The 25,556-nt window shown below is 47.7% G+C and carries 24 protein-coding genes and 1 tRNA gene; 14 read left to right on the top strand and 11 right to left on the bottom strand.

Annotated features, from left to right (window positions below; genetic code table 11):
* Window positions 1-54: 54 nt before the first annotated feature.
* The 5 genes from ABDZ76_RS07445 to ABDZ76_RS07425 form a co-directional block, all read right to left on the bottom strand.
* Complete coding sequence (locus tag ABDZ76_RS07445; protein WP_343803817.1) at window positions 55-906, bottom strand: dipeptide ABC transporter ATP-binding protein; 852 nt, start codon at window positions 904-906, stop codon at window positions 55-57.
* Window positions 903-1,754 (bottom strand): ABC transporter ATP-binding protein, encoded by an 852-nt coding sequence (locus ABDZ76_RS07440; protein WP_343803814.1) that lies wholly within the window; start codon window positions 1,752-1,754, stop codon window positions 903-905. The genes ABDZ76_RS07445 and ABDZ76_RS07440 overlap by 4 nt, the downstream gene beginning before the upstream one ends.
* 3 nt (window positions 1,755-1,757) lie before the next feature.
* Window positions 1,758-2,666, bottom strand: coding sequence for an ABC transporter permease subunit (locus ABDZ76_RS07435; RefSeq protein WP_343803811.1), 909 nt, complete (start codon window positions 2,664-2,666; stop codon window positions 1,758-1,760).
* 7 nt (window positions 2,667-2,673) lie between these two features.
* Window positions 2,674-3,681 carry an ABC transporter permease subunit gene (locus ABDZ76_RS07430; RefSeq protein ID WP_343803808.1) on the bottom strand — a complete coding sequence of 336 codons (1,008 nt, stop codon included), beginning with the start codon at window positions 3,679-3,681 and terminating at the stop codon, window positions 2,674-2,676.
* 66 nt (window positions 3,682-3,747) lie between these two features.
* On the bottom strand, window positions 3,748-5,352 hold the full coding sequence (locus ABDZ76_RS07425) for an ABC transporter substrate-binding protein (RefSeq protein ID WP_343803805.1): 1,605 nt from the start codon (window positions 5,350-5,352) through the stop codon (window positions 3,748-3,750).
* Between the two features lie 381 nt (window positions 5,353-5,733).
* Between ABDZ76_RS07425 and ABDZ76_RS07420 the strand changes: the two genes are divergently transcribed.
* The 3 genes from ABDZ76_RS07420 (at window position 5,734) to ABDZ76_RS07410 (ending at window position 7,955) form a co-directional block, all read left to right on the top strand.
* Entirely contained in the window at window positions 5,734-6,498 is a 765-nt protein-coding gene (locus tag ABDZ76_RS07420; protein ID WP_343803802.1) for a HugZ family pyridoxamine 5'-phosphate oxidase, read from the top strand.
* Window positions 6,499-6,636: 138 nt separating this feature from the next.
* On the top strand, window positions 6,637-6,972 hold the full coding sequence (locus tag ABDZ76_RS07415) for an ArsR/SmtB family transcription factor (protein WP_343803798.1): 336 nt from the start codon (window positions 6,637-6,639) through the stop codon (window positions 6,970-6,972).
* 161 nt (window positions 6,973-7,133) lie between these two features.
* Window positions 7,134-7,955, top strand: coding sequence for a TrmH family RNA methyltransferase (locus ABDZ76_RS07410; RefSeq protein WP_343803795.1), 822 nt, complete (start codon window positions 7,134-7,136; stop codon window positions 7,953-7,955).
* 65 nt (window positions 7,956-8,020) lie between these two features.
* On the opposite strand, the gene mnmA is transcribed toward ABDZ76_RS07410, so the two are convergent.
* On the bottom strand, window positions 8,021-9,217 hold the full coding sequence (gene mnmA / locus ABDZ76_RS07405) for a tRNA 2-thiouridine(34) synthase MnmA (protein ID WP_343803792.1): 1,197 nt from the start codon (window positions 9,215-9,217) through the stop codon (window positions 8,021-8,023).
* A 423-nt stretch (window positions 9,218-9,640) separates the two neighbouring features.
* On the opposite strand from mnmA, the gene sciP reads away from it, so the two are divergent.
* The gene (gene sciP / locus ABDZ76_RS07400; RefSeq protein WP_184219152.1) at window positions 9,641-9,916 is read left to right on the top strand and encodes a CtrA inhibitor SciP; all 276 of its coding nucleotides are present in this window, start codon (window positions 9,641-9,643) and stop codon (window positions 9,914-9,916) included.
* A gap of 514 nt (window positions 9,917-10,430) precedes the next feature.
* Here sciP and ABDZ76_RS07395 read toward each other — a convergent pair.
* A complete protein-coding gene (locus ABDZ76_RS07395; protein ID WP_184219155.1) occupies window positions 10,431-10,820 on the bottom strand; it encodes a flagellar export protein FliJ in 390 nt (129 codons plus the stop codon).
* 456 nt (window positions 10,821-11,276) lie between these two features.
* Here ABDZ76_RS07395 and ctrA point away from each other — a divergent pair, with 456 nt between their 5' ends.
* A complete protein-coding gene (ctrA, locus tag ABDZ76_RS07390; protein WP_343803782.1) occupies window positions 11,277-11,975 on the top strand; it encodes a response regulator transcription factor CtrA in 699 nt (232 codons plus the stop codon).
* A 195-nt stretch (window positions 11,976-12,170) separates the two neighbouring features.
* On the opposite strand, the gene chpT is transcribed toward ctrA, so the two are convergent.
* Window positions 12,171-12,812 carry a histidine phosphotransferase ChpT gene (chpT, locus tag ABDZ76_RS07385; protein ID WP_343803779.1) on the bottom strand — a complete coding sequence of 214 codons (642 nt, stop codon included), beginning with the start codon at window positions 12,810-12,812 and terminating at the stop codon, window positions 12,171-12,173.
* 449 nt (window positions 12,813-13,261) lie between these two features.
* Between chpT and ABDZ76_RS07380 the strand changes: the two genes are divergently transcribed.
* From ABDZ76_RS07380 to ABDZ76_RS07370, 3 genes are all read left to right on the top strand, one after another.
* A complete protein-coding gene (locus tag ABDZ76_RS07380) occupies window positions 13,262-13,792 on the top strand; it encodes a DUF1134 domain-containing protein (RefSeq protein WP_343804716.1) in 531 nt (176 codons plus the stop codon).
* A gap of 154 nt (window positions 13,793-13,946) precedes the next feature.
* On the top strand, window positions 13,947-14,870 hold the full coding sequence (locus tag ABDZ76_RS07375; protein ID WP_343803776.1) for a coiled-coil domain-containing protein: 924 nt from the start codon (window positions 13,947-13,949) through the stop codon (window positions 14,868-14,870).
* Window positions 14,871-14,964: 94 nt separating this feature from the next.
* On the top strand, window positions 14,965-16,047 hold the full coding sequence (locus tag ABDZ76_RS07370; RefSeq protein ID WP_343803773.1) for an AbrB family transcriptional regulator: 1,083 nt from the start codon (window positions 14,965-14,967) through the stop codon (window positions 16,045-16,047).
* Between the two features lie 46 nt (window positions 16,048-16,093).
* On the opposite strand, the gene ABDZ76_RS07365 is transcribed toward ABDZ76_RS07370, so the two are convergent.
* Together ABDZ76_RS07365 and ABDZ76_RS07360 are read right to left on the bottom strand one after the other, a co-directional pair.
* Window positions 16,094-17,212: a DegT/DnrJ/EryC1/StrS family aminotransferase gene (locus ABDZ76_RS07365; protein ID WP_343803770.1), complete on the bottom strand. Its 1,119-nt coding sequence runs from the start codon at window positions 17,210-17,212 to the stop codon at window positions 16,094-16,096.
* Window positions 17,213-17,433: 221 nt separating this feature from the next.
* Window positions 17,434-18,390 carry a Gfo/Idh/MocA family protein gene (locus tag ABDZ76_RS07360; protein ID WP_343803767.1) on the bottom strand — a complete coding sequence of 319 codons (957 nt, stop codon included), beginning with the start codon at window positions 18,388-18,390 and terminating at the stop codon, window positions 17,434-17,436.
* Between the two features lie 191 nt (window positions 18,391-18,581).
* Here ABDZ76_RS07360 and ABDZ76_RS07355 point away from each other — a divergent pair.
* Window positions 18,582-18,658, top strand: a tRNA-Met gene (locus ABDZ76_RS07355).
* A gap of 183 nt (window positions 18,659-18,841) precedes the next feature.
* Window positions 18,842-20,521 carry a restriction endonuclease gene (locus tag ABDZ76_RS07350; protein WP_343803764.1) on the top strand — a complete coding sequence of 560 codons (1,680 nt, stop codon included), beginning with the start codon at window positions 18,842-18,844 and terminating at the stop codon, window positions 20,519-20,521.
* A gap of 159 nt (window positions 20,522-20,680) precedes the next feature.
* On the opposite strand, the gene ABDZ76_RS07345 is transcribed toward ABDZ76_RS07350, so the two are convergent.
* On the bottom strand, window positions 20,681-21,358 hold the full coding sequence (locus ABDZ76_RS07345; protein ID WP_343803761.1) for a LexA family transcriptional regulator: 678 nt from the start codon (window positions 21,356-21,358) through the stop codon (window positions 20,681-20,683).
* Window positions 21,359-21,604: 246 nt separating this feature from the next.
* On the opposite strand from ABDZ76_RS07345, the gene ABDZ76_RS07340 reads away from it, so the two are divergent.
* From ABDZ76_RS07340 to ABDZ76_RS07325, 4 genes are read left to right on the top strand one after another with little or no spacing between them, the layout of a single operon-like run.
* Window positions 21,605-21,907 (top strand): helix-turn-helix domain-containing protein, encoded by a 303-nt coding sequence (locus tag ABDZ76_RS07340; RefSeq protein WP_343803758.1) that lies wholly within the window; start codon window positions 21,605-21,607, stop codon window positions 21,905-21,907.
* 49 nt (window positions 21,908-21,956) lie between these two features.
* A complete protein-coding gene (locus ABDZ76_RS07335) occupies window positions 21,957-22,808 on the top strand; it encodes a ParB/RepB/Spo0J family partition protein (protein WP_343803755.1) in 852 nt (283 codons plus the stop codon).
* Window positions 22,808-23,272, top strand: coding sequence for a hypothetical protein (locus tag ABDZ76_RS07330; protein ID WP_343803752.1), 465 nt, complete (start codon window positions 22,808-22,810; stop codon window positions 23,270-23,272). Before ABDZ76_RS07335 ends, ABDZ76_RS07330 begins: the two co-directional genes overlap by 1 nt.
* Entirely contained in the window at window positions 23,269-25,521 is a 2,253-nt protein-coding gene (locus ABDZ76_RS07325) for a DDE-type integrase/transposase/recombinase (RefSeq protein ID WP_343803749.1), read from the top strand. The genes ABDZ76_RS07330 and ABDZ76_RS07325 overlap by 4 nt, the downstream gene beginning before the upstream one ends.
* The last annotated feature ends 35 nt before the right edge of the window (window positions 25,522-25,556 follow it).

Below are 25,556 nucleotides of genomic sequence, written 5' to 3'. Positions count from 1 at the left end.
AAAAAACCGCCGGAGCAATCCGGCGGTTTTTTTCATTTAAACACAGTGCCTGTTTTACGCAGAAGCAGCCAAAGCGCGCGCTCTGGCGCGTGCTGCCACGCGTGCTTTGATGGTTTCAACATCGGCACGCGGTGTCGCTGAAAACAGCTTCTTGGTGTAATCATGCTGCGGATTGTTGAACACGTCATCGCGTGAGCCATATTCAACCACTTCACCGAAATACATCACCATCACATCATCAGCGATGTAACGCACCACCGAGAGATCGTGGCTGATGAACACGTAAGTCAGATTGAACTCTTCCTGCAAATCAGAAAGCAGATTGAGAACCTGCGCCTGCACAGAAAGATCAAGTGCTGATACCGGCTCATCCAACACCAGCAGGCTCGGGCTCAGCATTAATGCACGGGCAATCGCGATACGCTGACGCTGACCACCGGAAAACATATGCGGATAGCGGTTGAAATGCTCACGCCCCAAACCAACCTTCAGCAACATTTCCATCGCTTTTTCACGGCGTTCTGCCGCGCGCATATTGGTGTTGAGCAGCAAAGGCTCGGCCAACACGTCACCGATTTTCTGACGCGGGTTGAGCGATCCATATGGATTTTGAAACACGATCTGCACCTTCTGGCGCATTTCCGGTGTCAAACCGTCGCGTTCAATATTCACATCCTTGCCGTCAATCAGCAGTGTGCCGGACGTTTGCGGATCAATCAACGTCAGGATACGGGCAAGCGTTGACTTACCGCAGCCGCTTTCACCAACGATTGCAAGGGTTTTGCCCTTCTCAACGGTGAAATTGACACCCTTGACCGCATGCACGGTTTTAGCTTTGCCGAACAAACCACCCGGTACATGATAGTCACGCACAATATCGCGTGCTTCCAAAACAACTTCACTCATGCCGCACCTCCTGCGCGCGGTGCATCAAAGACGAAATCCGAAACAGTCGGCAAACGGTCGCCTGTTGCGTTTTCCGGCAATGCCGAAAGAAGTGCGCGCGTATAAGCACTCTTAGGCGCTGTAAATAGCGAGAGCACATCCGCATCTTCCATCTTGTGGCCTTTATATTGCACAATCACACGATCAGCGGTTTCCGCCACCACACCCATATCATGGGTGATCATGATCAAGCCCATGCCATGCTCGGTCTGCAACCGCATCAGCAGATCAAGGATCTGCTTCTGAATGGTCACGTCCAAAGCGGTGGTCGGCTCATCGGCAATCAACAACTTCGGATTACAGGCAATCGCAATCGCGATCATCACACGCTGGCACTGGCCGCCTGACATCTGGTGCGGATAGCTGCCAAGACGATCACCCGCATCACGGATGCCAACTAATTCCAAGAGTTCAATCGAGCGGGCACGGGCATCCGCTTTATTCATGCCCATATGCTGGCGCAGCACTTCCTGCAACTGGAAGCCCACAGTGAAGCATGGGTTAAGACTGGCAATCGGCTCCTGAAAGATCATCGAAATTTCACGACCGATAATTAAGCGGCGCTCGCTATCGCTGAGCGTCAAAAGATTGCGGCCTTCAAACTCCATCTTGTCAGCAGTGACCGTTGCGGTTTTCGGCAACAAGCCCATCACCGCCAACATGCCAACAGATTTACCGGAGCCGGATTCACCAACAATCGCCAGCACTTCACCTTTATCAACCGTAATATCAATGCCATCCACGGCCTTAAACGGGCCTGTCGATGTTTCAAAAGAAACGGTAAGGTTTTTAATATCCAACAGAGCCATCGATCAGCTCCTTTTCAGCTTCGGATCAAGCGCATCACGCAAGCCGTCACCGATCAGATTAATTGCCAGCACTGTAATCAGAATAGCCAGCCCCGGGAATGTCACCACCCACCAGGCGCGCAAGATAAACTCGCGGGCTTCGGCCAGCATTGTGCCCCATTCCGGTGTCGGTGGCTGTGCACCCATGCCTAAAAAGCCCAGCGCTGCAACGTCCAAAATCGCATTGGAGAAAGACAAAGTTGCCTGCACAACCAATGGTGCCAAGCAGTTTGGCAAAATGGTTTTAAACATCAGGCGCAGTTTTTTGGCACCTGCAAGCTTGGCAGCAATGACATATTCACGCTCTTTTTCAGCCATAACCGCCGCACGCGTCAAGCGCGAGAAGTGTGGCAGCAGAACGAGCGTAATTGCAATCACCGCATTGATGAGGCCAGGCCCCAAAATGGCAACCATCACCAGCGCCAGCAGCAATGACGGGAATGCAAGCATCACGTCCATAATGCGCATGAAGATATTATCAACCGCACCGCTGAAAAAGCCGGACAAAAGGCCGATTGTGATACCCACGCACATGGCGATCACCACAATGACAAAGCCCACGAGCAGCGAATATTGTGCACCATAAATCAGACGCGAGAGAATATCACGACCCACCGCATCAGTGCCGAGCGGAAAGCTCCATAAGCCACCATCCTGCCAGAATGGCGGACGCAACATAAACTCGCGATATTGCTCGGTCGGATTATGTGGGGCAACAATTGGTGCAAAAATTGCCACCAGAATGATTGCCGTAAACACAAAAAGACCGATCACCGCACCGCGGTTCACACTAAAATAAAACCAGAAATCCTTCAAACCGCGCATAGTTGATGGCGCATCTGAGGTTTCCGTCTGAACAGTTACTTCACTCATAACAGCCTCACTTATGGCGGATACGCGGATTGATCAGACCATAGAGAAGGTCAACGATCAAGTTAACGGCCATAACCATCATCGCAATCAGCAGCAAACCGCCCTGTACGACCGGATAGTCACGACGCGAAATGGAATCGAGCATCCATTTACCGATACCAGGCCATGAGAAAATCGTTTCGGTCAAAATCGCACCGGCCATCAAAACGCCAACCTGCAAACCAATCGTGGTAATCACCGGTATCAGCGCATTACGCAGCGCATGAAGACCGATCACCCGACGCAGCGGCAAGCCCTTGGCACGGGCTGTGCGGACGTAATCCTCCCCCAACACTTCCAGCATGGCTGAGCGTGTCTGACGGGCGATAACCGCCAGCGGAATGGTTGCCAGCACAATGGTCGGCAAAATCAGATGCGAAGCCGCAGATGCAAAAGCGCCCTTCTGACCCGACAGAAGGCTGTCGATCAGCATGAAACCGGTGACGGAAGGGAAATAATACATCAGCGAAATACGACCCGAAACCGGTGTCCACTGCAAGATCCCTGAAAACAGGATGATCAGCAACAGACCCCACCAGAAAATCGGCATAGAATAACCAACAAGAGCGACACCCATCGATGTCTGGTCAAACCATGATCCGCGTTTGACAGCTGCCAAAACGCCTGCCGGAACACCGATCAGCACCGCCACGATAATCGCACAGATACTAAGTTCTAATGTTGCGGGAAAAAGTGTGAAAAACTCTGTCAACACCGGCACTTTCGTCACGATTGACGCGCCAAAATCGCCGTGCAGAAGTTTCCAGACATAGTCTAAATATTGTTCCCATAAGGGACGATGGAAGCCAAACTGCTCCAAAAGCTGCGCATGGCGCTCAGGCGAAAGCCCGCGCTCACCGGCCATCAGCAAAACCGGATCACCGGGCAAAACACGCACAAAGCCGAAAGCGACGATCGTGATGCCGATGAAGGTTGGAATAAGATATAAAATCTTGCCAAGAATAAAACGTATCATTGTCCAATTGAAAACCGGGCGCTGAACCTTTGAAGAGTTCAGCGCCCGGTATTTCCCCTTTACGGATTACTCGGAAAGATCAACACCGTCAAATCGGTGCGCACCCAGCGGGCTCATCTTATAGCCAACAACCTTTTTGGACATTGGCATATAGACTGTGGAGTGAGCGAGTGTGTTCCACGGAGCCTGTTCCTTGAACAGAACCTGAGCCTGTTCATAAAGCTTGGTACGTTCTTCCTGATCCGAAGTGATTTTCGCTTTTGCGATAATCGCGTCAAATTCTTCGTTACACCATTGTGCACGGTTGTTACCACCAACGCCTGCACATGAAAGCAATGCACCGAGGAAGTTGTCCGGATCACCATTATCACCGGTCCAACCGAGCATCACAGCACCATCACGGCCTTTGTCAGATGCTTTCTTGAGGTATTCACCCCATTCCATCGATACGATTTCAGCCTTAACGCCGGCTTTCGCCAAGTCAGCCTGAATAAGCTCTGCTGCACGACGTGCATTTGGCATATACGGACGGCTGACAGGCATTGCCCAAAGCTTCATTTCTGTCAGACCAGCTTCTGCCAATACTTTTTTAGCAGCTTCTGTGTCGTATTTGTCGTCTTCAACGGCGTTATTGTAGCTCCACATTGTCGGTGGAATCGGGTTCTTGGCAGCCTGACCGGTGCCCTGGAACACAGCTTCAATGATCGCTTCTTTGTTGACAGCCTGATTCAGCGCACGGCGAACTTCCGGCTTATCGAAAGGCGCAACAAGGGTGTTGTAAGCCAGATAAGCAACGTTCAGACCAGCCTGTTCGTCAACAACCAGATTGCTGTCAGCCTTGAGGCCCTCAATGTCAGCTGGTGCCGGATATGGGGCAATGTGGCACTCACCTGCTTTGAGCTTCTGCATACGCACGCCCGGATCAACGGTGATGGCGAATACCAGATCGTCGATCTTTTCTTTGCCTTTCCAGAAATCAGGGTTCGCTTTATAACGAATAACCGCATCTTTCTGATAGGCTACGAATGTGTAAGGGCCTGTACCAACCGGGAACTGGTTGAGGTTTTCTTTCTTGCCATCCGCTTCGAGCTTGTCTGCATATTCTTTGGAAAGAATAGAGGCAAAATCCATGCCGAGGTTTGCAATGAAAGGTGCTTCCGGACGGGTCAGCACAAACTTGACGGTGTGGTCATCCACCTTTTCGATCTTGTCGATCAGGGTGGTCATATCCATCGAGTTGAAATATTCGTAAGAAATACCAGCGGTATATTCATACCAAGGGCTGTTTTTGTCGCGCTGACGTTCAAAAGAGAAGATAACGTCATCAGCGGTAAATTCACGGCTTGGTGTAAAGAAATCTGTTGTCTGATACTTTACGCCCTTACGCAGATGGAAAACATATTCCTTACCATCTTCGCTGACATCCCAGCTTTCAGCCAATGCTGGCACAACCTTGGTGCCACCCGGCTCAAACTCTACCAGACGATTGTAAATCGGATGGGAGGAAGCATCAAAGGTGTTACCTGTGGTGTAAGGTGCAGGATCAAATCCCTCAGGTGAAGCTTCTGAGCAATAAACCAATGTTTTTGCAGAAGCGGCACCTGTCATCCCGATGACACCTGCCATTGTTGCAAGTGCTGATGCTGCTAACAATTTTTTGTAAAGTTTCATATGTAAATCCGCCTCCACGGAAATGTCGGTTTGCAGAGCCCCCATTGCTCAGCAATCAAGCCCTATCGAAACCTGTGCTACTAAACTTTGCAAGCTCAGTCTGTAGAACTAAATTACAATATCAACCATTTTTCAGTCGATTTAGTAGATTTTTCTTCTAACTTTCTTAATTTTGAAAGAAAATTACGTTCAGGTCAATTTATTATCGCTAAAATATCATAAAAAAGCCATTTGCATCAGAGCCGTAAAAATTCTTTTCTAAATCAATCTGATGGGCCACGGCCGTGCAATACCGGCCACAAAACATGAATTTGATTATCTACTTTTATGGAAATGCGTGTAAGCTGCTATAAACCAGCTAATTTAAAATACGTGGATCTTATGCAAAACACCTCAGAAACAACCAAAGACGTCATCCGCCCGACCACCCCGCAAGCCATCCAGATTGCCAAAGGTTTGATGCGCACCGCGCGTTTTGCAGCACTTGCCTGCATCTCCGCCACCACGCAGCGCCCCAATGCCAGCCGTGTCGCCCTTGCCACCGACAATGACGGCACACCGCTTATTCTGGTTTCAGCCCTTGCCCCGCATACAGCAAGCCTTATCGCGCATCCGCATTGTTCATTACTGGTGGGAGAGCCGGGTAAAGGCGATGCGATGGCGCATGCCCGCATCACGCTTCATTGCACAGCACGGCAAATTACCCGTGAACATGAAGCTTATCAGCGTTTGCGCACCCGTTATCTGAGCCATAATCCTAAAGGTGCGCTTTATGTGGATCTTGGCGATTTCAGCTTTTTCCGGCTGGAAGTGGATGGCGCAAGCCTCAATGGCGGCTTTGGCAAAGCATTTAATTTAACCACAGCCGACCTCATCTGCGATCAGAATAGCAGCGCTGCCATTGCACAACAGGAATCAACAGATATTGAAATGCTGAACAGCACTTACAAAGACGATATCCGTGTTTTCGTGCAAAAATATACCAAAAATAATACCACTGTTTCGCCATGGATTATCAGCGCAATTGACCCTGATGGCTTTAATTTGCGCAGCAATGAGAGTGTTGAAAGGGTATGGTTTGAAAATAATGCAACGGATGGTTCATCAGCAAAAACTCAAATAATATCAAGCTTACAGGCCTTATAAGGACGGATAATTTCAAACAAACACGGCAAGCTTTTCGTTTAATTTCAAGAAAGGCTTGCAAAGTGAATTTTTCCTAGCTACTTATTTTGAGATAAATATAGTTATTAATCATGTTGTCTTACGGGGGTGGAGCGCGGCATGAAGCATCAAATTAACTTTAATAATCTCGAACAACACGTGGACTATGCTGCTGATTTTCTAACAGCACTGGCAAATAATAAGCGTCTGCTTATTCTCAACAAGCTGCTGCATAATGAAATGTCGGTTGGTGTATTGGCGAAAGAAGTCAACTTAAGCCAGTCTGCCTTGTCCCAGCATTTAGCTAAACTCAGAGCGATGAACCTTGTTTCAACACGCCGCGATGCACAGACCATCTATTATATGGTTTCCTCGCCGCATATTGAAACAATGCTCTCAACACTGGCCGGTATCCATCAGGCACCGGAACATCAGCGCGTCGCCGCTTTTGCTTGAGTATTATTCAAAACCTTAGCTTCAAGAAACGAATAGCTGATTTTTTAATAACCCTGCCATTTCAGATGGTGGGGTTTTTGGCTGACATAAACTATTCAATAAATATGCGGCAGCTGTTAGAAAGCCAATAACATTCCCTCCCCTGATCGATATGAAATCCCATGACCGCTGCTTTTCCGAACAATAGAATTATTCATGTGAGTGATGCCGATGATGAACGTCTGGCGGCTTATCGTTCCATCAAAGAAAAAGATCTGGTCGGGCGTGAGGGATTATTCATCGCTGAGGGAAAGTCGGTTTTAAATGTTGCTCTGCGCTCGGATCGCTTCGAGATACTCTCCCTGTTAATCTTGGAAAACCGTTTGGCCGGACTGGAGCAGCAACTGGCGCTTTGTCCACCGGAACTGCCGGTCTACGTCGTGCCCTCCGCCGTGATGGATCAGGTGGCTGGCTTCCATGTCCACCGTGGCATTTTGGCTGTTGGCCGTCAGGCGCAAGTGCTCAACCACACACAGCTGATTGCCGGTTTAAACCAAGAAGCGTTAGTGGTGGTTTTATGCGGCCTGACCAATCATGATAATGTCGGCTCCATTTTCCGCAATGCAGCAGCTTTTGCAGCTGATGCTGTCTTGATGGATCAAATGTGCTGCGACCCGCTTTACCGCAAAGCAATCCGTGTTTCAGTCGGAGCCAGTTTAAAAACTCCATATGCGCGCGGCGGCACAATTGATGAAATTATCGCAGAGCTGGTCAAAGCCGGTTTTGAAATTCTGGCACTTAGCCCGTCGGGGCAGATGAATATTCATGATGTCAAACCCGTCAAGCGCCGTGCATTGCTGCTTGGCACCGAAGGCCAAGGATTACCTGCGCATATATTAAATCAGCTGCAATCTGCGCGTATTCCGATGGCCGAAGATTTCGACAGTCTCAATGTTGCAACCGCTTCAGGCATTGCTTTGAGCCGGTGCAGCCGATTCTCATAAAACCAGACATAAAAAAGGCTGCCATTTTCTCAAATGACAGCCTTTAAAATATTAAAATCAGTGTTTTAAGCAGCGGTTACCACTGTTTCACCGCTCACCAGACGACGCAGCATTGCTTCTGCTTCCGGCTCACGCTCTGAGCGTTCAATAAAGCCACCGCCAAACACACGCGCCGTGTTGCTGTCATCGGAATAAAGCACACAAGCCTGACCTGGTGCGATACCACTTTCGCCGTCAATCAGCTCAACCCAGACTTCACCGTCTTTGCTGTGCAAGATAGCCGGACGTGGTGCACGGGTGGAGCGGACCTTGGCAAATACCGGTACGCCCTCTTCCGGAAGACCATCAAGCGGCTGATCGCCCAACCAGTTCACATCGCGTAAGAAAACCTTATGGGTTTCCAAGGCCTCACGAGGACCAACAATAACGCGTGAGCGCGCTGCATCCAGATGTACCACATATAAAGGATCGCCGGTTGCAACACCGATACCACGACGCTGGCCAACGGTATAATGCACAATACCTTCATGCTGGCCGATAATACGGCCATCAATGTGCACGATTGCACCCGGGCTTGCAGCTGCAGGGTTCAGTCGCGAAACGATATCGGAATATTTACCTTGCGGAACAAAGCAGATGTCCTGACTATCCTGTTTCTGCGCCACAGTCAGTTCCAGCTCTTCAGCGATTTTGCGCACTTCAGATTTAGGCATACCGCCTAAAGGAAAGCGCAAATAATCAAGCTGTTCCTGCGTGGTTGCAAACAAGAAATAGCTCTGGTCACGATCGGTATCGACCGGACGGAACAAGGCACGATGCTCACCATTGGCACGGCTGCGGATATAATGGCCTGTTGCCAAAGCTGCCGCACCCAGATCACGCGCTGTCTGCAACAGATCAGCAAATTTTACCGTCTGGTTACAGGTGACACAAGGGATCGGCGTTTCACCGGCGATATAAGAATCAGCAAATGGATTAATCACCGCATCGCGGAAGCGTTTTTCATAATCAAGAACGTAATGCGGAATACCAAGAGCTTCACAAACGCGGCGCGCATCTTCAATATCCTGCCCTGCACAGCATGATCCGGCACGGTGCACGGCTGCACCATGATCATAAAGCTGCAAGGTTACGCCGATAACGTCGTAATTCTCTCGTTTAAGAATGCCGGCCACAACAGACGAATCAACACCGCCAGACATGGCAACGACTATTCGCGTATCTTCCGGCTTTCCCGGCAGGTCCAAGCTATTCAGCATCATTTTGGAATCCAGTCCTAGGGCACTTGCCCTCGTTTCCAGCAATTTCAGAGTATTTATTGCCTATATAGGTCATAGTGCGGCATTTTGCCAAGCCCTGAGCCGATCATTGCACGAGAAAACTCGCATTGCTTAATCAACTTTATATGAGATTCTTAAAACAGGCAGCTCTTTAACCGAAAATGAGCGCAAAAATTAACATTACTGCTGTCAATATTAACACTTTCACCGCCAATCACGTAAAAAATATGACTATTTGACGAAATAAATAAAAAAATTAAGCATAAAAAGCCCAGAACTCTCGGGGTTTCACGCATATTTTTCAATTCGTTACCAAGGCGTTACCAGGTGCTTAGCTCTTTTTTAAAGCTGTGTGTCTAAAGTGAGACTTGATTAGGTCCTTGAGTGAATTGTGTAGAGAGTACAATGACCGATCTGGTAAGACCACGAATTAAATATGTGATCGGCCCTGATGGCAGCCCGCTGACCATTGCCGATCTCCCGCCCGCTAACACGCGGCGTTGGGTTATACGTCGTAAGGCAGAGGTTGTCGCCGCAGTTCGCGGGGGCCTCCTTTCTCTTGACGAGGCATGCCAACGCTACACCTTAACGGTCGAGGAGTTTCTGTCCTGGCAGTCTTCAATCGACGAGCATGGTCTCGCCGGTTTGCGGACAACCCGAATTCAGCAATACCGCCACTAGGCTGTATCGTGTTTTCGGGCAGTTAATTTTAACTGGCCCTCTGGTCATGGGTGGTTGCAAAACCATGCCTGAACAGCTCAACACCTATAAAGCCGGCTTAGCGCCGGCTTTATCTTTATTAAAATCAATATTTTAAGCCTTATCCGATCACGGCTCAAACACTCAACGTCATGAGCCGCAACGCAGCCTGCATGCCACGTATTCCGGTTCAGTATTTTACAAAATTTTGGCAATCAATGAGAGCGCTCCAGCAAGTAACAAAGCTTGCGAGCATTATCTCAATCACGACTGACGGGATAAACCCGCCATCCAATCATCTACAGACACAAACTGCCGTTATCGCGGCCAATATCTGGTCCTTACCGGTAATCCGGCAATGAATAGTCGGCAACAACCGAAATGCCGGACGGTTTCCGGCAATTATCTTTGATTCGTTTTTAAAGTCATTTGCGCTGATCCCCCATCAGCGCCCCCTCGCCTTCCACTAAGAGCGAGGGCAATAACTTAAAAAATATTAGCCAATCATCATGCGGCGGTCAAAGGCCGGACGTTCGTCCATATCGCGCATCACTTTGCCGTCACGTTCTTCCAAGGCTTCGGCTTTGGCCAAATCAGCTTCGGCAACCACCAGATCAGCTTCTGCGGCTTCCTTCTGCACTTGCAGATCACCGATCGATACCATCAGGTTGTCACGACGCTGGCGGGCAGCTTTTGCAAATGTCGGATAAGCAAAATGCGTTAAATCCGTAATACCTGCTTTTTTCTCTTCAGAAATGATTTGCGCTTCCAGCTCGCTGGCCATGCGTTCAAACTCACCCATCATGAGATCAAGCTGACCAAGCTGGCGACGTTTTTCTTTAACCTGAAAAAGCTTCAGTCGAACAAGACTTTCACGTGGTTTCATACGCAATACTCCTTGAAAACCAGCCCTGCGAAAACGTTCATCAGGGTGACCCCACACAACACACTTAAACACTCAAACCCGTGACTGGCCGCCAATTACGAAAAATAAGTTAAGATTTTTTACGTTTGGTAACCATTCCTTTACGAGCTTCCTTAATCATACGCGTTAGGAATTAAGGCTCGGTAAATATCATGTGATTTTTTGGCAACAGTCGAAAGATAGAGTCGTATGAGTCACTTAGCAGTGTTTCTTAAAGTGATTTGCGAGCAATCACTGACGGACACTTATGCTTTGGATTCAAACGGATACGATATTTCTCTCATCGACAAATAAATGTGCTTGCCAAAGGGAATCATATTTTGTTAACCATTTGCTGGCACCTTCACAATAAGGCAACGACAGTTCCGTGTGCTGCTTTGAAGGACAATTGGTCAGCTGCGGAAAGGGGATATTAAGATGCGCGTCCTATTGATTGAAGACGATAGTGCAATTGCACAAAGCATTGAATTGATGCTTAAATCAGAGAGTTTTAATGTCTATACCACCGATTTGGGTGAAGAAGGCATCGATCTGGGTAAGCTGTACGATTACGATATTATTCTGCTTGATTTGAATCTGCCGGATATGTCCGGTTATGAAGTATTGCGCACATTGCGTCTGTCAAAAGTTAAAACCCCAATCCTGATCTTGTCAGGCATGGCCGGTATTGAAGACAAAGTTCGTGGCCTTGGCTTCGGCGCAGACGATTACATGACCAAACCTTTCCATAAAGATGAGTTGATTGCACGTATTCATGCAATCGTTCGTCGTTCGAAAGGTCATGCTCAGTCCGTTATCACCACCGGTGAACTCATCGTTAATCTGGATGCGAAAACCGTTGAAGTTGCAGGCCAGCGCGTGCACCTGACCGGCAAAGAATACCAGATGCTGGAACTGCTTTCTCTGCGTAAGGGCACAACCCTTACTAAAGAAATGTTCCTCAACCATCTCTATGGTGGCATGGATGAGCCGGAATTGAAGATCATCGACGTCTTCATCTGCAAATTGCGCAAAAAGCTGGATGCAGTTTCCGGCAATCAGAGCTTTATCGAAACCGTTTGGGGTCGTGGCTATGTATTGCGCGAGCCAGACAGCGAAATGCGTGAAAGCGCATAAAAATATATCTCCGGTTCAGCTATCTGAACAGAGTTTTAAAAAACCCGCCTCTGGCGGGTTTTTTCTTAGCGCGTAATAAGATCTAAGACCTGCTTGCTATAAAGTCAGATATGAAAAATGCGGCTCTGATCACTATCAAAGCCGCATTTTTAATAATTTTCCTGAAATAATCAGGAGAATAATAAAACGCTTTTATTAAGCGGCTTTTTCTGCCGCCGAGAAGACGATCTCTTCTTCACGTACATCAATGCCGATTTCCATATTGGTTTCCTGCGCCAAAAGCAGCGTGTAATATGGCTGCACAGCATGGGCATCAATTGGATCTTCTGGGATATTGCCAGAGTAAAGTTCCTGGAATTTAGGTGCAACGCGCAGCATACGGCCTTTAACCGTGATTTTGAAAACCGGATTAACATCACCGTTTTCCAACACCACATCCAAATTACCACCACGCGGAATAGCCGAATTGGCTACCAAGATCAGGTTCAGCAACAGCTTAACTTTGTTTTTCGGCAGCAGAACACGGGCACCTTCCCATGACAATTCTGCTTTTTCATTCTTAAAATATTCGCGCGTGACGCTATGTGCATCACCGGTATCGATCTGAACACTGGCCGAACCCGCGGCACCAAATGCAATACGAGCAAACTGCAATCGGGCAGAAGCATTGCGAGCACTGGCCTTAATCAGTTCCATCGCATCTTCATCTGCACCGCCCTCTTCAAGCAGTTCAAGACCATTATTGATAGCACCTACAGGTGAAATAATGTCATGGCAGATGCGGCTGCATAATAATGCGCCAAGATCGAGAGCTGAAATAACCACAGGCAACGACATAGTTGATCTCCGAAATTTTAGTTTTCGCGGCAGCACGGGTTAAATGCTAGCCGGAACGAAAGGGTCAGAACAAAAAACTGAACACGGATGCGCTAAAACGAATCACTTGATGAGCATTACCGATACAGTTCCACGCATCACCCGACAATAGACAGGGTAAATACGCGATATTTGCCGCCATTCTTACAGGCCAGAAGTTTGCATATCTTTACGAAATTGGCTTTAGCGGCATTTTTTTCAGCCACTTTGGCAACAATTTTATTTTGTAACCATTTAGCAAATGATTCGCTTTTATCATGGCGATGATTCCACGCGGCACTCTAGAGCTGCGATGCATATAAAATTAACAGGGTCGTATGTCAGACAGAGATGCGAGTAGCCAGAAGGAACTAAATATGGCCAACTTTCCCCTGTCAGGGCGCCTCGCGCGCTTCAAGACAATCATTTTCATGCTGATGGCACTGATTTTTGCCTCAGCCCAAAACGCTTATGCGAACAACACCTACACTGCCGCAGAAATTGTTGATTCCGGCCACCGTTTCTTTGGTTCGACCAGTGGCGGCATTGCATCTGCCGTTGAAAAAATCTTCCAGAGCTACGGCCTTCCCAATGGCTATATTCTCGGTGAAGAAGGCTCCGGCGCATTTATCGGCGGCCTGACCTATGGTGAAGGTACGCTGTTTACTAAAAATGCCGGTGACCACAAAACCTATTGGCAAGGGCCATCGCTCGGCTGGGATTTTGGCGGTCAGGGCTCACGCGTTATGATGCTGGTCTACAATCTTGATGACATTCAGAGCCTTTATGGCCGTTATGCCGGTGTTTCCGGTTCTGCTTATGTCATTGCAGGCGTAGGCTTTAACGTTGTCAAACGCGGTAATATCCTGCTGGTGCCAGTGCGTACAGGCGTTGGTGCGCGTCTCGGCATCAATATCGGTTATTTAAAACTGACAGATAACCCGACCTGGAACCCGTTCTGATCTTAAACATGTCAGGGCTTTTGCCACCACTTAAAGCCCTGACAGTCATTGACCTTCAATAAAGTGTCTATTTTTAGTGCTTGAAGTAAAATTGCAGCCATGGCTCCTGTCGAGATAAAAGCGTCATTGGTTTTGCCAATTGGAAAGTTGAGCTGTGATTGAAACTGCGCTGTTTTTCATCTTAGGTTTTTTATGCGCGGTCTTTATCGGCATTTTTATCGCCCCCGCTTTGTTTCGTTTGTCTTATAAACGTTCACGCAAGGATGTTGAGGCCTCCCTGCCCCTCACCCTTGAAGAAATTAACGCTAAGACCGATGGTCTGCGTGCCCGCTATGCAGCCGAAATTGCCGGCCTCGAAATGCGCATCAAACGTACCGAAGAAGAGCGCGCCCTCCTTAAAATTACCCTTGGTAAAAACCATCAGGAATTAAAGCGCATTCCGGTACTCGAACAAGTGCTCGCCTCTAGCCAAGAAGAGCTGCAAAAGCTTCAGGAAACGCTGGGCGAAACACAAAGTGCCGCGCAACAATTGCGTGCAGACGCAGAAAAGCTCGCTGATGATTATGGCGACCTGCAACAACATCATATAGAGCTGAAAGAACTTGGCGATGTTAACAGACTTGAACTGGCAGCAAATGAAACCAACATCGATGATCTGCATCACCAAATCGCCGAGCTCAGAGGGTCACATAAGGAATTTGATATGCGCGAAAACAAACTGAAGGCTGAAATCTCGGCCACCCAGACAGCGCTTAACAATGAAAAACAAAAAAACATCCGCTTAGAAGAACGTCTTGCCCGCCTGATCGGCCTGTTATCGGATGCCGAAGAGAAATTGAGCCGCACCCCAAACAGCCAAAAAACAGAAGAAGCAATCCGCGAAGAATTGCAGGATATTGCGGCTGAAATGGTCGTGATATCCATGGAGCAAGAAGGCGATCAATCACCGGTTCATGCTATTTTGGCGAAAGAACCGGCTGCTTCAGCTCTGGCCGGTGCCAATGAAAGCCGCAAGCCGAAATCACGCAAAAGAACCAGCCTTTCCAAGCGTATTGACTCGCTTTCCCGCAGCCGATAGTCCTGTTTTAAGAGGCCGTTACTTCCAATAATGGCTCACAAATTCGCATGCATCATTTATGCCTTGCTGTTTCACACAGCAGTCGGAGCAAGCAATGCCCCTCTTATCGTTAAGTGGAAAACCAATCATCGTGCAATGGCTGCTGATGATCGGCTTGTCTGTGCTCATAATCAGCATTTTGGAATATTTCCATCTGCCCGCAGGCTTTCTGCTTGGCTCCATGATTGCGGCAATCATTATTGCCACACATGAAGGCACGACAAAGGTGCCGCAGACACCATTTTACTGGGCGCAAGGGCTGATTGGCTGCCTGATTGCTCTCAGCATCAATGAAGCTTTCTTACGCTCGATGCTGCTCAATCTGCCGCTCTTTATCTTCTCCGTGTTGTTTGTATTATTTGCCAGCACCTGCCTTGGCTATCTGCTTGGCAAACTTAATATTTTAAACCCGACCACCGCGATTTGGGGCTCCTCACCGGGCGCGGCTTCCGCGCTTATTCTGCTTTCAGCCAATTATGGCGCCGATCCGCGCATTGTAGCGCTGATGCAATATTTGCGCGTAGCACTTGTGGCCGGTGCCGCTTCGCTCGTCACGCATAGTTTTATGGATATTTCTGCTGTAGCAGTGGTGAGTGTTGATTGGTTTCCGCCTGTTGACTGGAGAAATTTAAGCGCAACGCTGCTGTTTGTTTTTGTATCCGTCACCATCGGTAAATTTGTCCGCGCACCTTCCGCACCGCTGATGCTGCCATTGTTTGGTGGCATTGCCTTGCAGGAATTAGGCTGGCTCACCATTGTGCTGCCGCCTTGGTTGCTGGTGATCGCCTATGTGCTTGTCGGCTGGCGTATTGGTTTAAGCTTCACCCGCGCCATTCTTATCTATGCGCTAAAAGTCTTCCCTTCCATTCTGCTGGCTATTGTATCACTCATCGTCATTTGCGGCCTCTACGGAGCGTTTTTGAGCTATATGACCGGCATTGATATACTGACCGCTTATCTCGCTACCAGCCCCGGCGGTGCCGATACAATTGCGATTATCGCCGCCTCCAGCAATGTCGATATTGCTTTCATCATGGCCATGCAAACATCGCGCTTCTTTATTGTGCTGCTGATTGGGCCATGGCTGGCTAAAGTCACCTCGCAGCTGATTAATAAGCGAGCCGAAAAAACCACATAAAAAAAACCGGGCTTCAAGCCCGGTTTTTTATTCTCATCAGATGATCTTAGCGACCGTAGAAACCACGGATCGTGTTGATGATCTTGTCCTGATCTTCTTCAGACAGATAAGCATGCATTGGCAAGCTCAGGATGCGTGAAGGCAGTTCTTCCGAAACCTTGAGACCTGCTGGTGCAACAGGATTATGCTTATAAGCATCCTGCAAATGCAAAGGCTTCACATAATAGATAACGGATGGAATGCCTTTTTCACCAAGCTTGGCGCGCAAATCATCACGCTTTTCAGCTTCGATCGAATATTGTGCCCAAGCGGAGCGGAAGCCATTTGGCGTTACCGGAACCTTGACCACATCCTTCAAGCCTTCGTTATAACGCTTGGCAACGATCTGGCGTTTTTCCATTTCGTCTTCGAGGATCGCCAGCTTTTCAATCAGAATAGCAGCCTGAATAGTATCCAGACGTGAATTCAGACCAACGCGAACGTTGTCATACTGGGTTTCGCCCTTACCGTGGAACAGGATCGAACGCAGGGTTTCAGCCAGCTCAGCATCATTGGTGAACATTGCACCGCCATCGCCATAGCAGCCCAAAGGCTTGGCCGGATAGAAGCTGGTTGCGCCCACATGACCGAATGCACCGCACATGACATTATTGGCTTTACCACCAACAGACTGTGCCGCATCTTCGATGATGAACAGTTCTTCACGCTCGGCAATAGTCATCAAGCGTGAGTAATCCGCTGGCAGACCGAAAAGATCGACCGGAATCACAGCCTTTGGCTGCAAACGGCCTTCTTTGCGGATCATCGCAATGGCTTCTTCCAAATGATCAAGATTGATATTGTAGCTATCTGGATCAACATCAATGAACACTGGTGTTGCACCAACCAGCGCCACAACTTCAGCAGTGGCTGCGAAGGTAAAAGCCGGACAGAAAACAGCATCACCAGGGCCGATGCCGCGTGCCATCAAAGGCATCTGCAATGCATCTGTACCATTGGCGCAAGCAATCACATGTTCCACGCCCAAATATTCGCCAAGTTGCTTTTCAAATTCAGCAACTTCAGGCCCCAGAATATAGCGGCCTTCCTTAACGACTTTTAAGACTGCATTGTTTATCCGGTCTTCGATACGCGCGCGTTGCGCAGCAAGATCAATGAATTGCATAGTGGCTCCATAAAGACCGAGTTTTCAATTATTCGCCGATGATCTCTGCGAATCATATTCCATATGTAGGAAGTCAGTAGCTTTGCTACCATGGCTTACCTGTTCAAACTTTCGTGCTTTTATGAAACAACCTTTAAACTTTGTTAAATGGCTGCAACATTTTGGCACAACACCGCCAGCTGGGAGAACTGACGGTGCTTCATTCTTATTCGTTCTGTTGATTAACTGTCGTGCTTTACAGTGCCGGCAGTCAGAATACGCAGAACGCTGATGGCTTCTTCGCCGTCAGTACGCGGGTTTTCCCGTGTTTCAATACAATGAATGAAATGCTCCAGCTCGCGCGTCAGAGGCATGCCTTCTTCGTATTTCACATAGTCCGGTTCGGCCATCGAGAATTCCCACGCATTATTATTGCGCCAGACCTTATGATTATAAAGGGCCAGTTTGCGTTCAAATGGCTCCATATCGTCAAAGACGGCCATGGCCTTACTGCCCACCACCGACAAACGACGCTCACGATAAGGGGTCAAGCGCGAGGCAAACAAATGCCCGCGAATACCATTCGGGAATTTAAAGTGCAGATGGGCAAAGTCGCTCAAATGATCAAGCGTTGCGGTGCCTTCGCCATGCACTTCGCTTGGCTCACATCCGGTCAGTGCCAGAATCATTGAAAGATCATGCGGTGCGAGATCCCACAATGCATCATTTTCGTTGTGGAACTTGCCTAAGCCTACGCGGTGCGAGTGAATATAGCGCAACTCGCCCAGTTCACCGCATTTCACCAATTCCATCAGCTTTTCAAAAGCCGGATGGAAGCGCAACACATGCCCCACCATAAAGATGCGACCATTGTCTTTAGCGGCCTTCACTTCTGCTTCGGCATCTTCCACGGTCAGCGCGATCGGTTTTTCAACCAGAACATCTTTGCCGTTAGCGATAGCCCGCATGGCCATTTGTGCATGCAGCTGCGCCGGAAGCGCCATAACGATACCGTCAATATCTGAACGCGTGAACAAATCATCTACAGCCACGGCTTCTACGCCATGTTCTTTAGCGATTCGCTCTGCCCGTGCATGATCGGCATCAGAGACGGCCTGAAGTGCGCCCAAGCCCTTGAGTGTACGAATATGATTGCTGCCCCAATAGCCACAACCCAAAACTGCGATACGCGGTGCCATATTTTGCTGCCTTTAATCTGAATAATTACCGTGTATCGGTGCAAATTATGGAAAACAAGCCTTTGATGCAATAAGAGTGCTTGACAGAGAGGCATTCCCCACTTATTACCGCGCATATTCCTTGCAAGAACAACATCTTGGTAGGGTGCTTCACCAAAAGGTGACCACTTTAGAGTTCTTGATTTAGGCATGGCGGAGTAGCTCAGTAGGTTAGAGCAGAGGAATCATAATCCTTGTGTCGGCGGTTCGAATCCGTCCTCCGCTACCAACTTCCCCCAACTGTAAATTAAAATACATATCTGCTAAGATACGATACTATTTTGCGAATAGCACTAATTTACCCATAGGTCATAATTCATAACATGAGTTACGATCTATACAAACTTTCTGCTAACTCGACTTAATGCAACGACTCGGCCTCAATCTCATAATAAATAAAATTGAGGGCATCATGGCTGAGAATATAATCATTAACTCAACGCATTTACCATCCATCCGTGTTGGCAAACTCCAAGCCAAATATAGTGCAGACGGCACTCGGGTGCTGCGTTATTATATTGATTTCTGGCATGATCAACTCAATGCCCATAAAGTGCTCACCGCACCAGAACTCTATCTACTACAAGGCAAAGTCGACGCACTCATATCCGCTTGGGATCAAAAAGCGGACGCTCTTGCTACTAAAAACCAAGTATTGTCCGGCAAAGAAGCTGCAGAAACTGCAACAATCGACGCTCAGAATAAGCTCGATCTGCTTCCATATATTTTAGAACATACGCTAAAAATTGACGATAGAATTGATTGGGACAGCCTAAAAAATAAGGGCATCTATAAAAAAGCCAAGTTTACAACGCCTCGCCCACGTAACGATATCCCTGATCGCCCCAGAGAGATAATACCCACAATTTCAGTATGGGCTCATCTTTTTGGCCAAGCAAAAAAGAAACGAGTCACTGCAGAAAACCAGAATAAACTCAATCTTGAAAACTGGAACTCTGCTGTTCAAAATAATGAACTAACATTCCAGGCAGCGTTTAACCTTTGGGAAAAAGAGAAGAAAGCCTTCGAGAGTACACAAGCGCAGCTTGAGCATAATTTTCAAACACAACAAGCAATTCAGAATGCAAAGATTGATGCACTGGCTGCCGGCGTCAATAATGGTGAGATTGACTCCGTTATTGAGCACGCTTCATTAGTGCTCGAAAGATCCGATTACGGAGATTTTTTCGACAAATCATTTCAGATTGAATATCAACCTGAAAATAAAATTTTAATGTTAGAATATACTCTTCCCTCACCTGATGAAATGCCAACGGTAAAGCAAGTCCGTTTCATTGCAAGCACAGGTGAAATGAAAGAGACGCACATCTCAGAAAAAGAGAAGAAAGCAAACTTTGACCTTGTTTGTTATCAAATCTGTTTGCGCACCATTCACGAATTATTCGAAGCCGATGAAATGAAGAATATTCAGGAAATCCTTTTCAATGGCATAACCAATTATATTGACCGTACAACAGGTCAAGAAACAACGTCATGCATCATGTCAGTCTTAGTAGACCGAGAAAAATTCATGGCAATTGACTTAAGTCGCATTGAACCGAAGGCTTGCTTTAAGAGTTTGAAAGGTGTTTCAGCCGCTTCTCTTTCATCGTTAGCTGCAATTCCACCAGTCATAGAACTTAATAAAGAAGACAGGCGTTTTATTGAAGGACGAGCAACAATAGATCATATGGAGCATGCAACCAATCTAGCTGCGATGGATTGGAGTGACTTCGAACATTTGGTACGAGAATTATTCGAAAAAGAATTCGCTTCCCGTGGTGGTGAGGTTAAGGTTACCCAATCAAGCAGTGATGGTGGCGTCGACGCAGTTGCATTTGATCCTGATCCAATAACAGGCGGTAAAATTATCATTCAGGCAAAACGCTATACGCGTACTGTTGGCGTTTCAGCTGTTCGCGATCTTTACGGGACTATGCAACATGAAGGCGCCTCAAGAGGCGTTTTAATTACAACAGCTGATTATGGTCCCGATGCCTACAAGTTCTCAACGGGCAAACCAATCACGCTATTTACCGGCTCTAACCTGTTACACTTACTCGAAAAGCATGGTTATAGTTGTAACCGGTAAGATCATATGGCAGTGAGCGGGAATATCCGAAATTAAGTGGGATTTCGTGAAAATTGATTAAAAAAGCCCATAACTGTTGGGAACTCACTCAAAGGCTTCAAAAAAACACAGAGATAGCGGCGGCAAGTTCAAATGGCAATTTGAGCACTTAATCAATATTTAAATTGAACGGCCAAACCACATCACACGACCAGCGATATGCAAGTCTGGGACTTCGCTTAATGGCACATCCTCAGGTGGATGGCGATCATTATCCGAAATAATCGTTAGTGATCCATTCCTTATCATATTTATACGTTTTACCAGCGTATGCCCGTTATAGACTACGATATAAATGGCATTGTCGTGCACACTTGTAATTGATGTGTCGACCAACAACACGTCACCATCTCTGATCGTCGGCTCCATAGAATCGCCCTTTGCTGTAAGGACGCGTGCAAACCGCGGATTAATATTACGATCACGTAGCCAGCTCTCTTGAAAAGCAAGCAAATCAATGGGTTCTTCGGTGTAAACGACTGATCCGTTCCCTGCAGATGCTTGGATGTCCAGCCTTGGAACCAAAGTGAAGTGATCAGGTATATTGCTTGTACTGCCACCAAATGCAGCTTGCGTCGCATCTTTCACTTTTGGCACCCGACCAGAAACAAGCCACTCGATACTGATTTGAGCCGCATCAGCAATCACTAGTAATTTATCAGCGCTTGGAATTTTACCATTAAAGTACCCGCGCATCGTAGCTTCGGGTATCTCGCACCTTTTCGCGAATGAATTAACAGATTCGTCACCAATGGCTTCGCGCATTCTCGCTATGAAGTCTTTTGTATACTCATCCATCGCTCAACACCTTAAGTCTGACCTCACGCCAGAGTTAAACAAAACCAACACTCTATGATTACCCAATTGAAATCATTGGATAACCTCTAAATTAGCGACATATCACGAATAATATTAAGTCTGACCGCTTATTTCGCGATCTTTCACTTGACTTATTCGCGACAAAGCGCGACATTGGTCGCAGCTCTTGTTTGAACACATTGAAGCCGATTGCCCCTGCAAGGGCGCACGACCATAGGAGTTGTCATGAATACCAAGAAGTGGGATCGCCACGAAATCCTTGCGGAAATCAGACGTCGCGGAATGACTTTGACAGGCATTGCTCGCGATGCTGGCCTTTACTCCAGTGCTTGCCGCGCTGGAATGATCGGAGCGAGCCGTCCTGGTGCTGAAGCAATTGCAACAGCTCTTGACGTCCCTTTCCGTGACCTTTTCCCAGACAGCTACACACGTGGCCGTCATGACGAAAAAAACCATAGCAGCAACAGTCGTTGCAACGGAAGAGCAAAAACGCTCTCCAAGACTGACAATGCACAGACTGCTGCATGACATTCCGTCAGTAAATTTATTCTTCCTGACAGTTCATTGAGAAATCAAAATGAAACACGATGTAATTTCCCCGCTCTTAATTGACATTCCGTCAGAGCATAAAAAAGTACCTGCTGATGCAGCTACAGCTATTGCGGAAAGCATTTCCGAAATCGGTCAACGCCAGCCGATTGAAGTAATAGACACAGGCGATGGACGCTTTCAGCTTGTTTTTGGTGCTAAGCGCCTTGAAGCATGTAAACTACTCAACCGCGATGTGATGGTGATCATTCGCGATCTGGCTGAGTTTAAAGATCAGACAGAACCGCGCCTTGTCGGCATTCAGGAAAATTTTTATCGCCATGACTTGACTGCCTTAGAGCGCAGTAAGGATGTGGCTGCTTGGTGCTCCATTTGGCGCGCCGCCCATCCTGTAAAAAGAGGACGTAAGTCCAAAGAGGAATTAGCTGACAACTTGTCAGTTAATAACGAAAGCGATGAGGATGCTGAAATCTCAGATGCTTTCTCTGTCAGTTTTTCAGAAGCAGCAGCACGTTTCCTTAAGATTACAGCGCGCGAAGTTTTCCGCTCATTGAAGATCGCTAAAATTCCTGACGCTCTTTGCGATAGAATTATTCTTCTGCCATCCTTAGCAGATAATCAGCAAGCATTGCTGGCTATTGCTGCAGAGCCATATGAACGTGCAAGCCGCATTATTGAGTTGATCCTTGATGGAAAGGCTCAAACATATGCTGATGCGCTCGCGATAATTGATCAGACACCACGCGTTAACACACCATCACAATGGGAAAAGATTGCTGACAATTTCGCGCGGCTTAAGCCATCAGAACAGGACGCCTTCTTTAGCCTCCATGAGGCTGCTGTCATGCGTTGGTTCGCAGAGCGTAAGGCCGCGAACTAATGAGCAAACGCCGCGACCCTTTAACCAAAGACTTGTTCGAGTATCAGCCGCCTAAAGTGGCTGTGCGCTATGAAGAAGGCGTGACAGGTCGTGGCACACTCGACAATCAAATTGCTCGTTTAATTTCACGAGCGCTGCGTGATGCCAGAGATGACGGCAACAATCGCGCAGACGTAGCAGCCAATATGTCTCGCTATCTTGGTCGCTCCATTTCTACAGCCATGCTGGATAAATGGGCATCAGAAGCCAGTGACGAACACCGCATACCGCTAGATGCATTTGTTGCCTTGGTAGATGCAACGGGGGCGAAGGAACTCCTCGGCTTCGTACCCGGCATGTTCAATCTCACTGTAATCGAAAATGAATATGCAGACCTAATCGAAGACAAGCTGCTTGAAGATCATATCGAAGAACTCGTCGCTCGCAGACAAGTTCTATCTGCCAAAAGAAAGGCACGTCGATGAACATGATTACGCGTGTCTCTGACACACAACCACGTGAGTGGCTGACAGCAAAGCAAATCGCTGCAGAAAAACTACCCGGCCTTCCGGTATCTGAAAGCGGTATTATCAGGCATGCGAAACGCCATAATTGGCATGAGTATCCGTCTTTATGCAGAGATCGCGCTGATGTTGGCGGTGGGAATGAATATAGCTATCTGCTTTTCCCTACCTTAGCAAAAGTTGCCTACATGCAACGATACATGATTGCTGGCCGCATTTCTGAACCAGTGATGAAAGAGCGCCAAGTTACAGGCGTGATTTTAAGTGATCGTGCTCAACTGGAGCGTGATGCACGTTTAGCCGTTGTTGCAGCTTTTGAATTGTTCTTCAAAGGGCTTTCATTGAGTGTTCAAGGCTCAATGTTTATTTTCTGTGACCGTTACAATACCGGACTGATCCAAGTGGATCAGTGGGTAAAAGAAACGTTGCCGAGCATTTCCCAACGCTCGGTATTCCGGTGGCGGTCTGCAAAGACAAAAGGTAAAAAAGACAAACTAGCTGTTGATCGTTCAGAAGCCCGTAAAGGTACTGGCTTGCTTGATACGGCCAATGACGGTGAAGTGCGCAGTTTTATCTTGGCATGGATTGCAGCAAACCCACATTTGTCTGCAGAGATTATTCGTGGCTATTGCGAAGATCATTTTGGCGCTGAATTGATCAGCCGTACTGGTGAAATGAAACCATTGCCACCGGTACGTACGATCCGACATTTCATCGCTAATCTGAAGGCGCAGGAAAAGGTCGTCCTGACCAAGATCACTGATCCTGATAGATATCGCTCAACCATGAAGCTCGCTGGTACCGGCACCTTGCGCCATATTGATGAGCCGAATGCTCTCTGGATGATTGATGCCTCACCAGTTGATGCTTTGTGCGTTGACGGCCGTTATTCACTTTATGCATGTATTGATATCGCAACACGCCGTTTGGTCATTACGCTTTCAAAAACTCCACGGGCTTCGGCTGTGGCTCTTTTAATGCGCAAGGCCATTTTAAGGCTCGGTGTTGCTGATGTTGTTAAGACAGATAACGGCTCTGATTTTGTTGCCGTGGCTACAAAGCGGCTTTTCCAAAACTTAGACATCACAGCAAATGTTTCTGACGCATACAGCCCAGAGCAAAAGGGGCATGTGGAACGCGTCATTAAAACTTTCCAACACAATGTTGCGGTGCAGTTGCCGGGCTACATCGGTCACTCAGTTGCTGACCGTAAGGCTATTGAAGGTCGCAAGAGCTTTGCGCAGCGCCTTGGTGCCAGTGACAATGAATTATTCGAAGTTTCGCTGACAGCAACCCAGCTGCAAGAGTACATCGATGAATGGGTTGAGTTTGTCTATCATGAGAAGGCTCACAGTGGCCTGAAAGGCAAAACTCCGAATGAAGTCGCGCAAGCTTCTTCAGCGATCATCCGTCATGTGGATGAACGCGCACTTGATACATTGCTCATGCCGGTCGCAGGTAAAAACGGTCAGCGCAAAATGACCAAGCAAGGTATCAAAATTAATGATCTTTATTATGTAACAGGTTCCATCTTGGTCGGAACAGAAGTGTTCTGCCGTCTTGATCCATTAGATATGGGCAAAGTTTATGTGTTCGCCGCTGAAGGTGGTGAATTCATTGATGTGGCTCTGTGTCCTGAACTCGCTGGTGTGAACCCGCAAGATTACATTCGCGCACAAAAAGAGATTTCAGACGACTTTGTCAGCAAGCGTACACGCGAAATCAAAGCTGACATTCGTGAGCTTAAAAAAGGCGCTTCAGGCATTGAGCGCACCTTGCGTCTTGCCAAGCGTAAAGCTGCTGAAAAATCTGGGCAAACTGCAAATGTCATTCCGATGCCTAAGCGTACAGAAAAGCACTCAACACCTGCCATTGCAGCTGCACTTGATGCGGTAACTATTCCTCAAAAAGGAATTCAGCCAAAGGCACTCAACAAGAAAGCTGCGGAGCTGCACGAAGCGCTACAGCGTGAGGCACAGAATAAGAAAATATCCAAAGTTGTGCATCTTGATCCAGATGCAAACTTAAGTGCAGCCGCACGCCGGTTTAAGTGGGCGCTTGATCTGGAAACGAAGATTAAAGCCGGTGTGGAGCTGGATGCTGAAACGGCAACTCAGCTCGTCCGGTTTCAGGCAACCGCTGAATACAGAACAATCAAAGATACAATGGAGGATTTTGGACTGGAGCAAGCCCTTCGCATGGCTCGCTAAAAGTAAAAACCCCGTTGGCGCGGGGTCTTAAACAA

This window comes from Paenochrobactrum glaciei, from assembly GCF_039522165.1.
Taxonomy (GTDB): domain Bacteria; phylum Pseudomonadota; class Alphaproteobacteria; order Rhizobiales; family Rhizobiaceae; genus Paenochrobactrum; species Paenochrobactrum glaciei.
Note: the sequence above shows the minus strand (reverse complement) of the source record. Positions and strands in the feature narration are given on the sequence as shown.

Coding starts and splice junctions, on each gene's coding strand:
- ABDZ76_RS07445 (WP_343803817.1), bottom strand. CDS start 906: ATGAGTGAAGTTGTTTTGGAAGCACGCGATATTGTGCGTGACTATCAT.
- ABDZ76_RS07440 (WP_343803814.1), bottom strand. CDS start 1,754: ATGGCTCTGTTGGATATTAAAAACCTTACCGTTTCTTTTGAAACATCG.
- ABDZ76_RS07435 (WP_343803811.1), bottom strand. CDS start 2,666: ATGAGTGAAGTAACTGTTCAGACGGAAACCTCAGATGCGCCATCAACT.
- ABDZ76_RS07430 (WP_343803808.1), bottom strand. CDS start 3,681: ATGATACGTTTTATTCTTGGCAAGATTTTATATCTTATTCCAACCTTC.
- ABDZ76_RS07425 (WP_343803805.1), bottom strand. CDS start 5,352: ATGAAACTTTACAAAAAATTGTTAGCAGCATCAGCACTTGCAACAATG.
- ABDZ76_RS07420 (WP_343803802.1), top strand. CDS start 5,734: ATGCAAAACACCTCAGAAACAACCAAAGACGTCATCCGCCCGACCACC.
- ABDZ76_RS07415 (WP_343803798.1), top strand. CDS start 6,637: ATGAAGCATCAAATTAACTTTAATAATCTCGAACAACACGTGGACTAT.
- ABDZ76_RS07410 (WP_343803795.1), top strand. CDS start 7,134: ATGACCGCTGCTTTTCCGAACAATAGAATTATTCATGTGAGTGATGCC.
- mnmA (WP_343803792.1), bottom strand. CDS start 9,217: ATGATGCTGAATAGCTTGGACCTGCCGGGAAAGCCGGAAGATACGCGA.
- sciP (WP_184219152.1), top strand. CDS start 9,641: ATGACCGATCTGGTAAGACCACGAATTAAATATGTGATCGGCCCTGAT.
- ABDZ76_RS07395 (WP_184219155.1), bottom strand. CDS start 10,820: ATGAAACCACGTGAAAGTCTTGTTCGACTGAAGCTTTTTCAGGTTAAA.
- ctrA (WP_343803782.1), top strand. CDS start 11,277: ATGCGCGTCCTATTGATTGAAGACGATAGTGCAATTGCACAAAGCATT.
- chpT (WP_343803779.1), bottom strand. CDS start 12,812: ATGTCGTTGCCTGTGGTTATTTCAGCTCTCGATCTTGGCGCATTATTA.
- ABDZ76_RS07380 (WP_343804716.1), top strand. CDS start 13,262: ATGCTGATGGCACTGATTTTTGCCTCAGCCCAAAACGCTTATGCGAAC.
- ABDZ76_RS07370 (WP_343803773.1), top strand. CDS start 14,965: ATGCCCCTCTTATCGTTAAGTGGAAAACCAATCATCGTGCAATGGCTG.
- ABDZ76_RS07365 (WP_343803770.1), bottom strand. CDS start 17,212: ATGCAATTCATTGATCTTGCTGCGCAACGCGCGCGTATCGAAGACCGG.
- ABDZ76_RS07360 (WP_343803767.1), bottom strand. CDS start 18,390: ATGGCACCGCGTATCGCAGTTTTGGGTTGTGGCTATTGGGGCAGCAAT.
- ABDZ76_RS07350 (WP_343803764.1), top strand. CDS start 18,842: ATGGCTGAGAATATAATCATTAACTCAACGCATTTACCATCCATCCGT.
- ABDZ76_RS07345 (WP_343803761.1), bottom strand. CDS start 21,358: ATGGATGAGTATACAAAAGACTTCATAGCGAGAATGCGCGAAGCCATT.
- ABDZ76_RS07340 (WP_343803758.1), top strand. CDS start 21,605: ATGAATACCAAGAAGTGGGATCGCCACGAAATCCTTGCGGAAATCAGA.
- ABDZ76_RS07335 (WP_343803755.1), top strand. CDS start 21,957: ATGAAACACGATGTAATTTCCCCGCTCTTAATTGACATTCCGTCAGAG.
- ABDZ76_RS07330 (WP_343803752.1), top strand. CDS start 22,808: ATGAGCAAACGCCGCGACCCTTTAACCAAAGACTTGTTCGAGTATCAG.
- ABDZ76_RS07325 (WP_343803749.1), top strand. CDS start 23,269: ATGAACATGATTACGCGTGTCTCTGACACACAACCACGTGAGTGGCTG.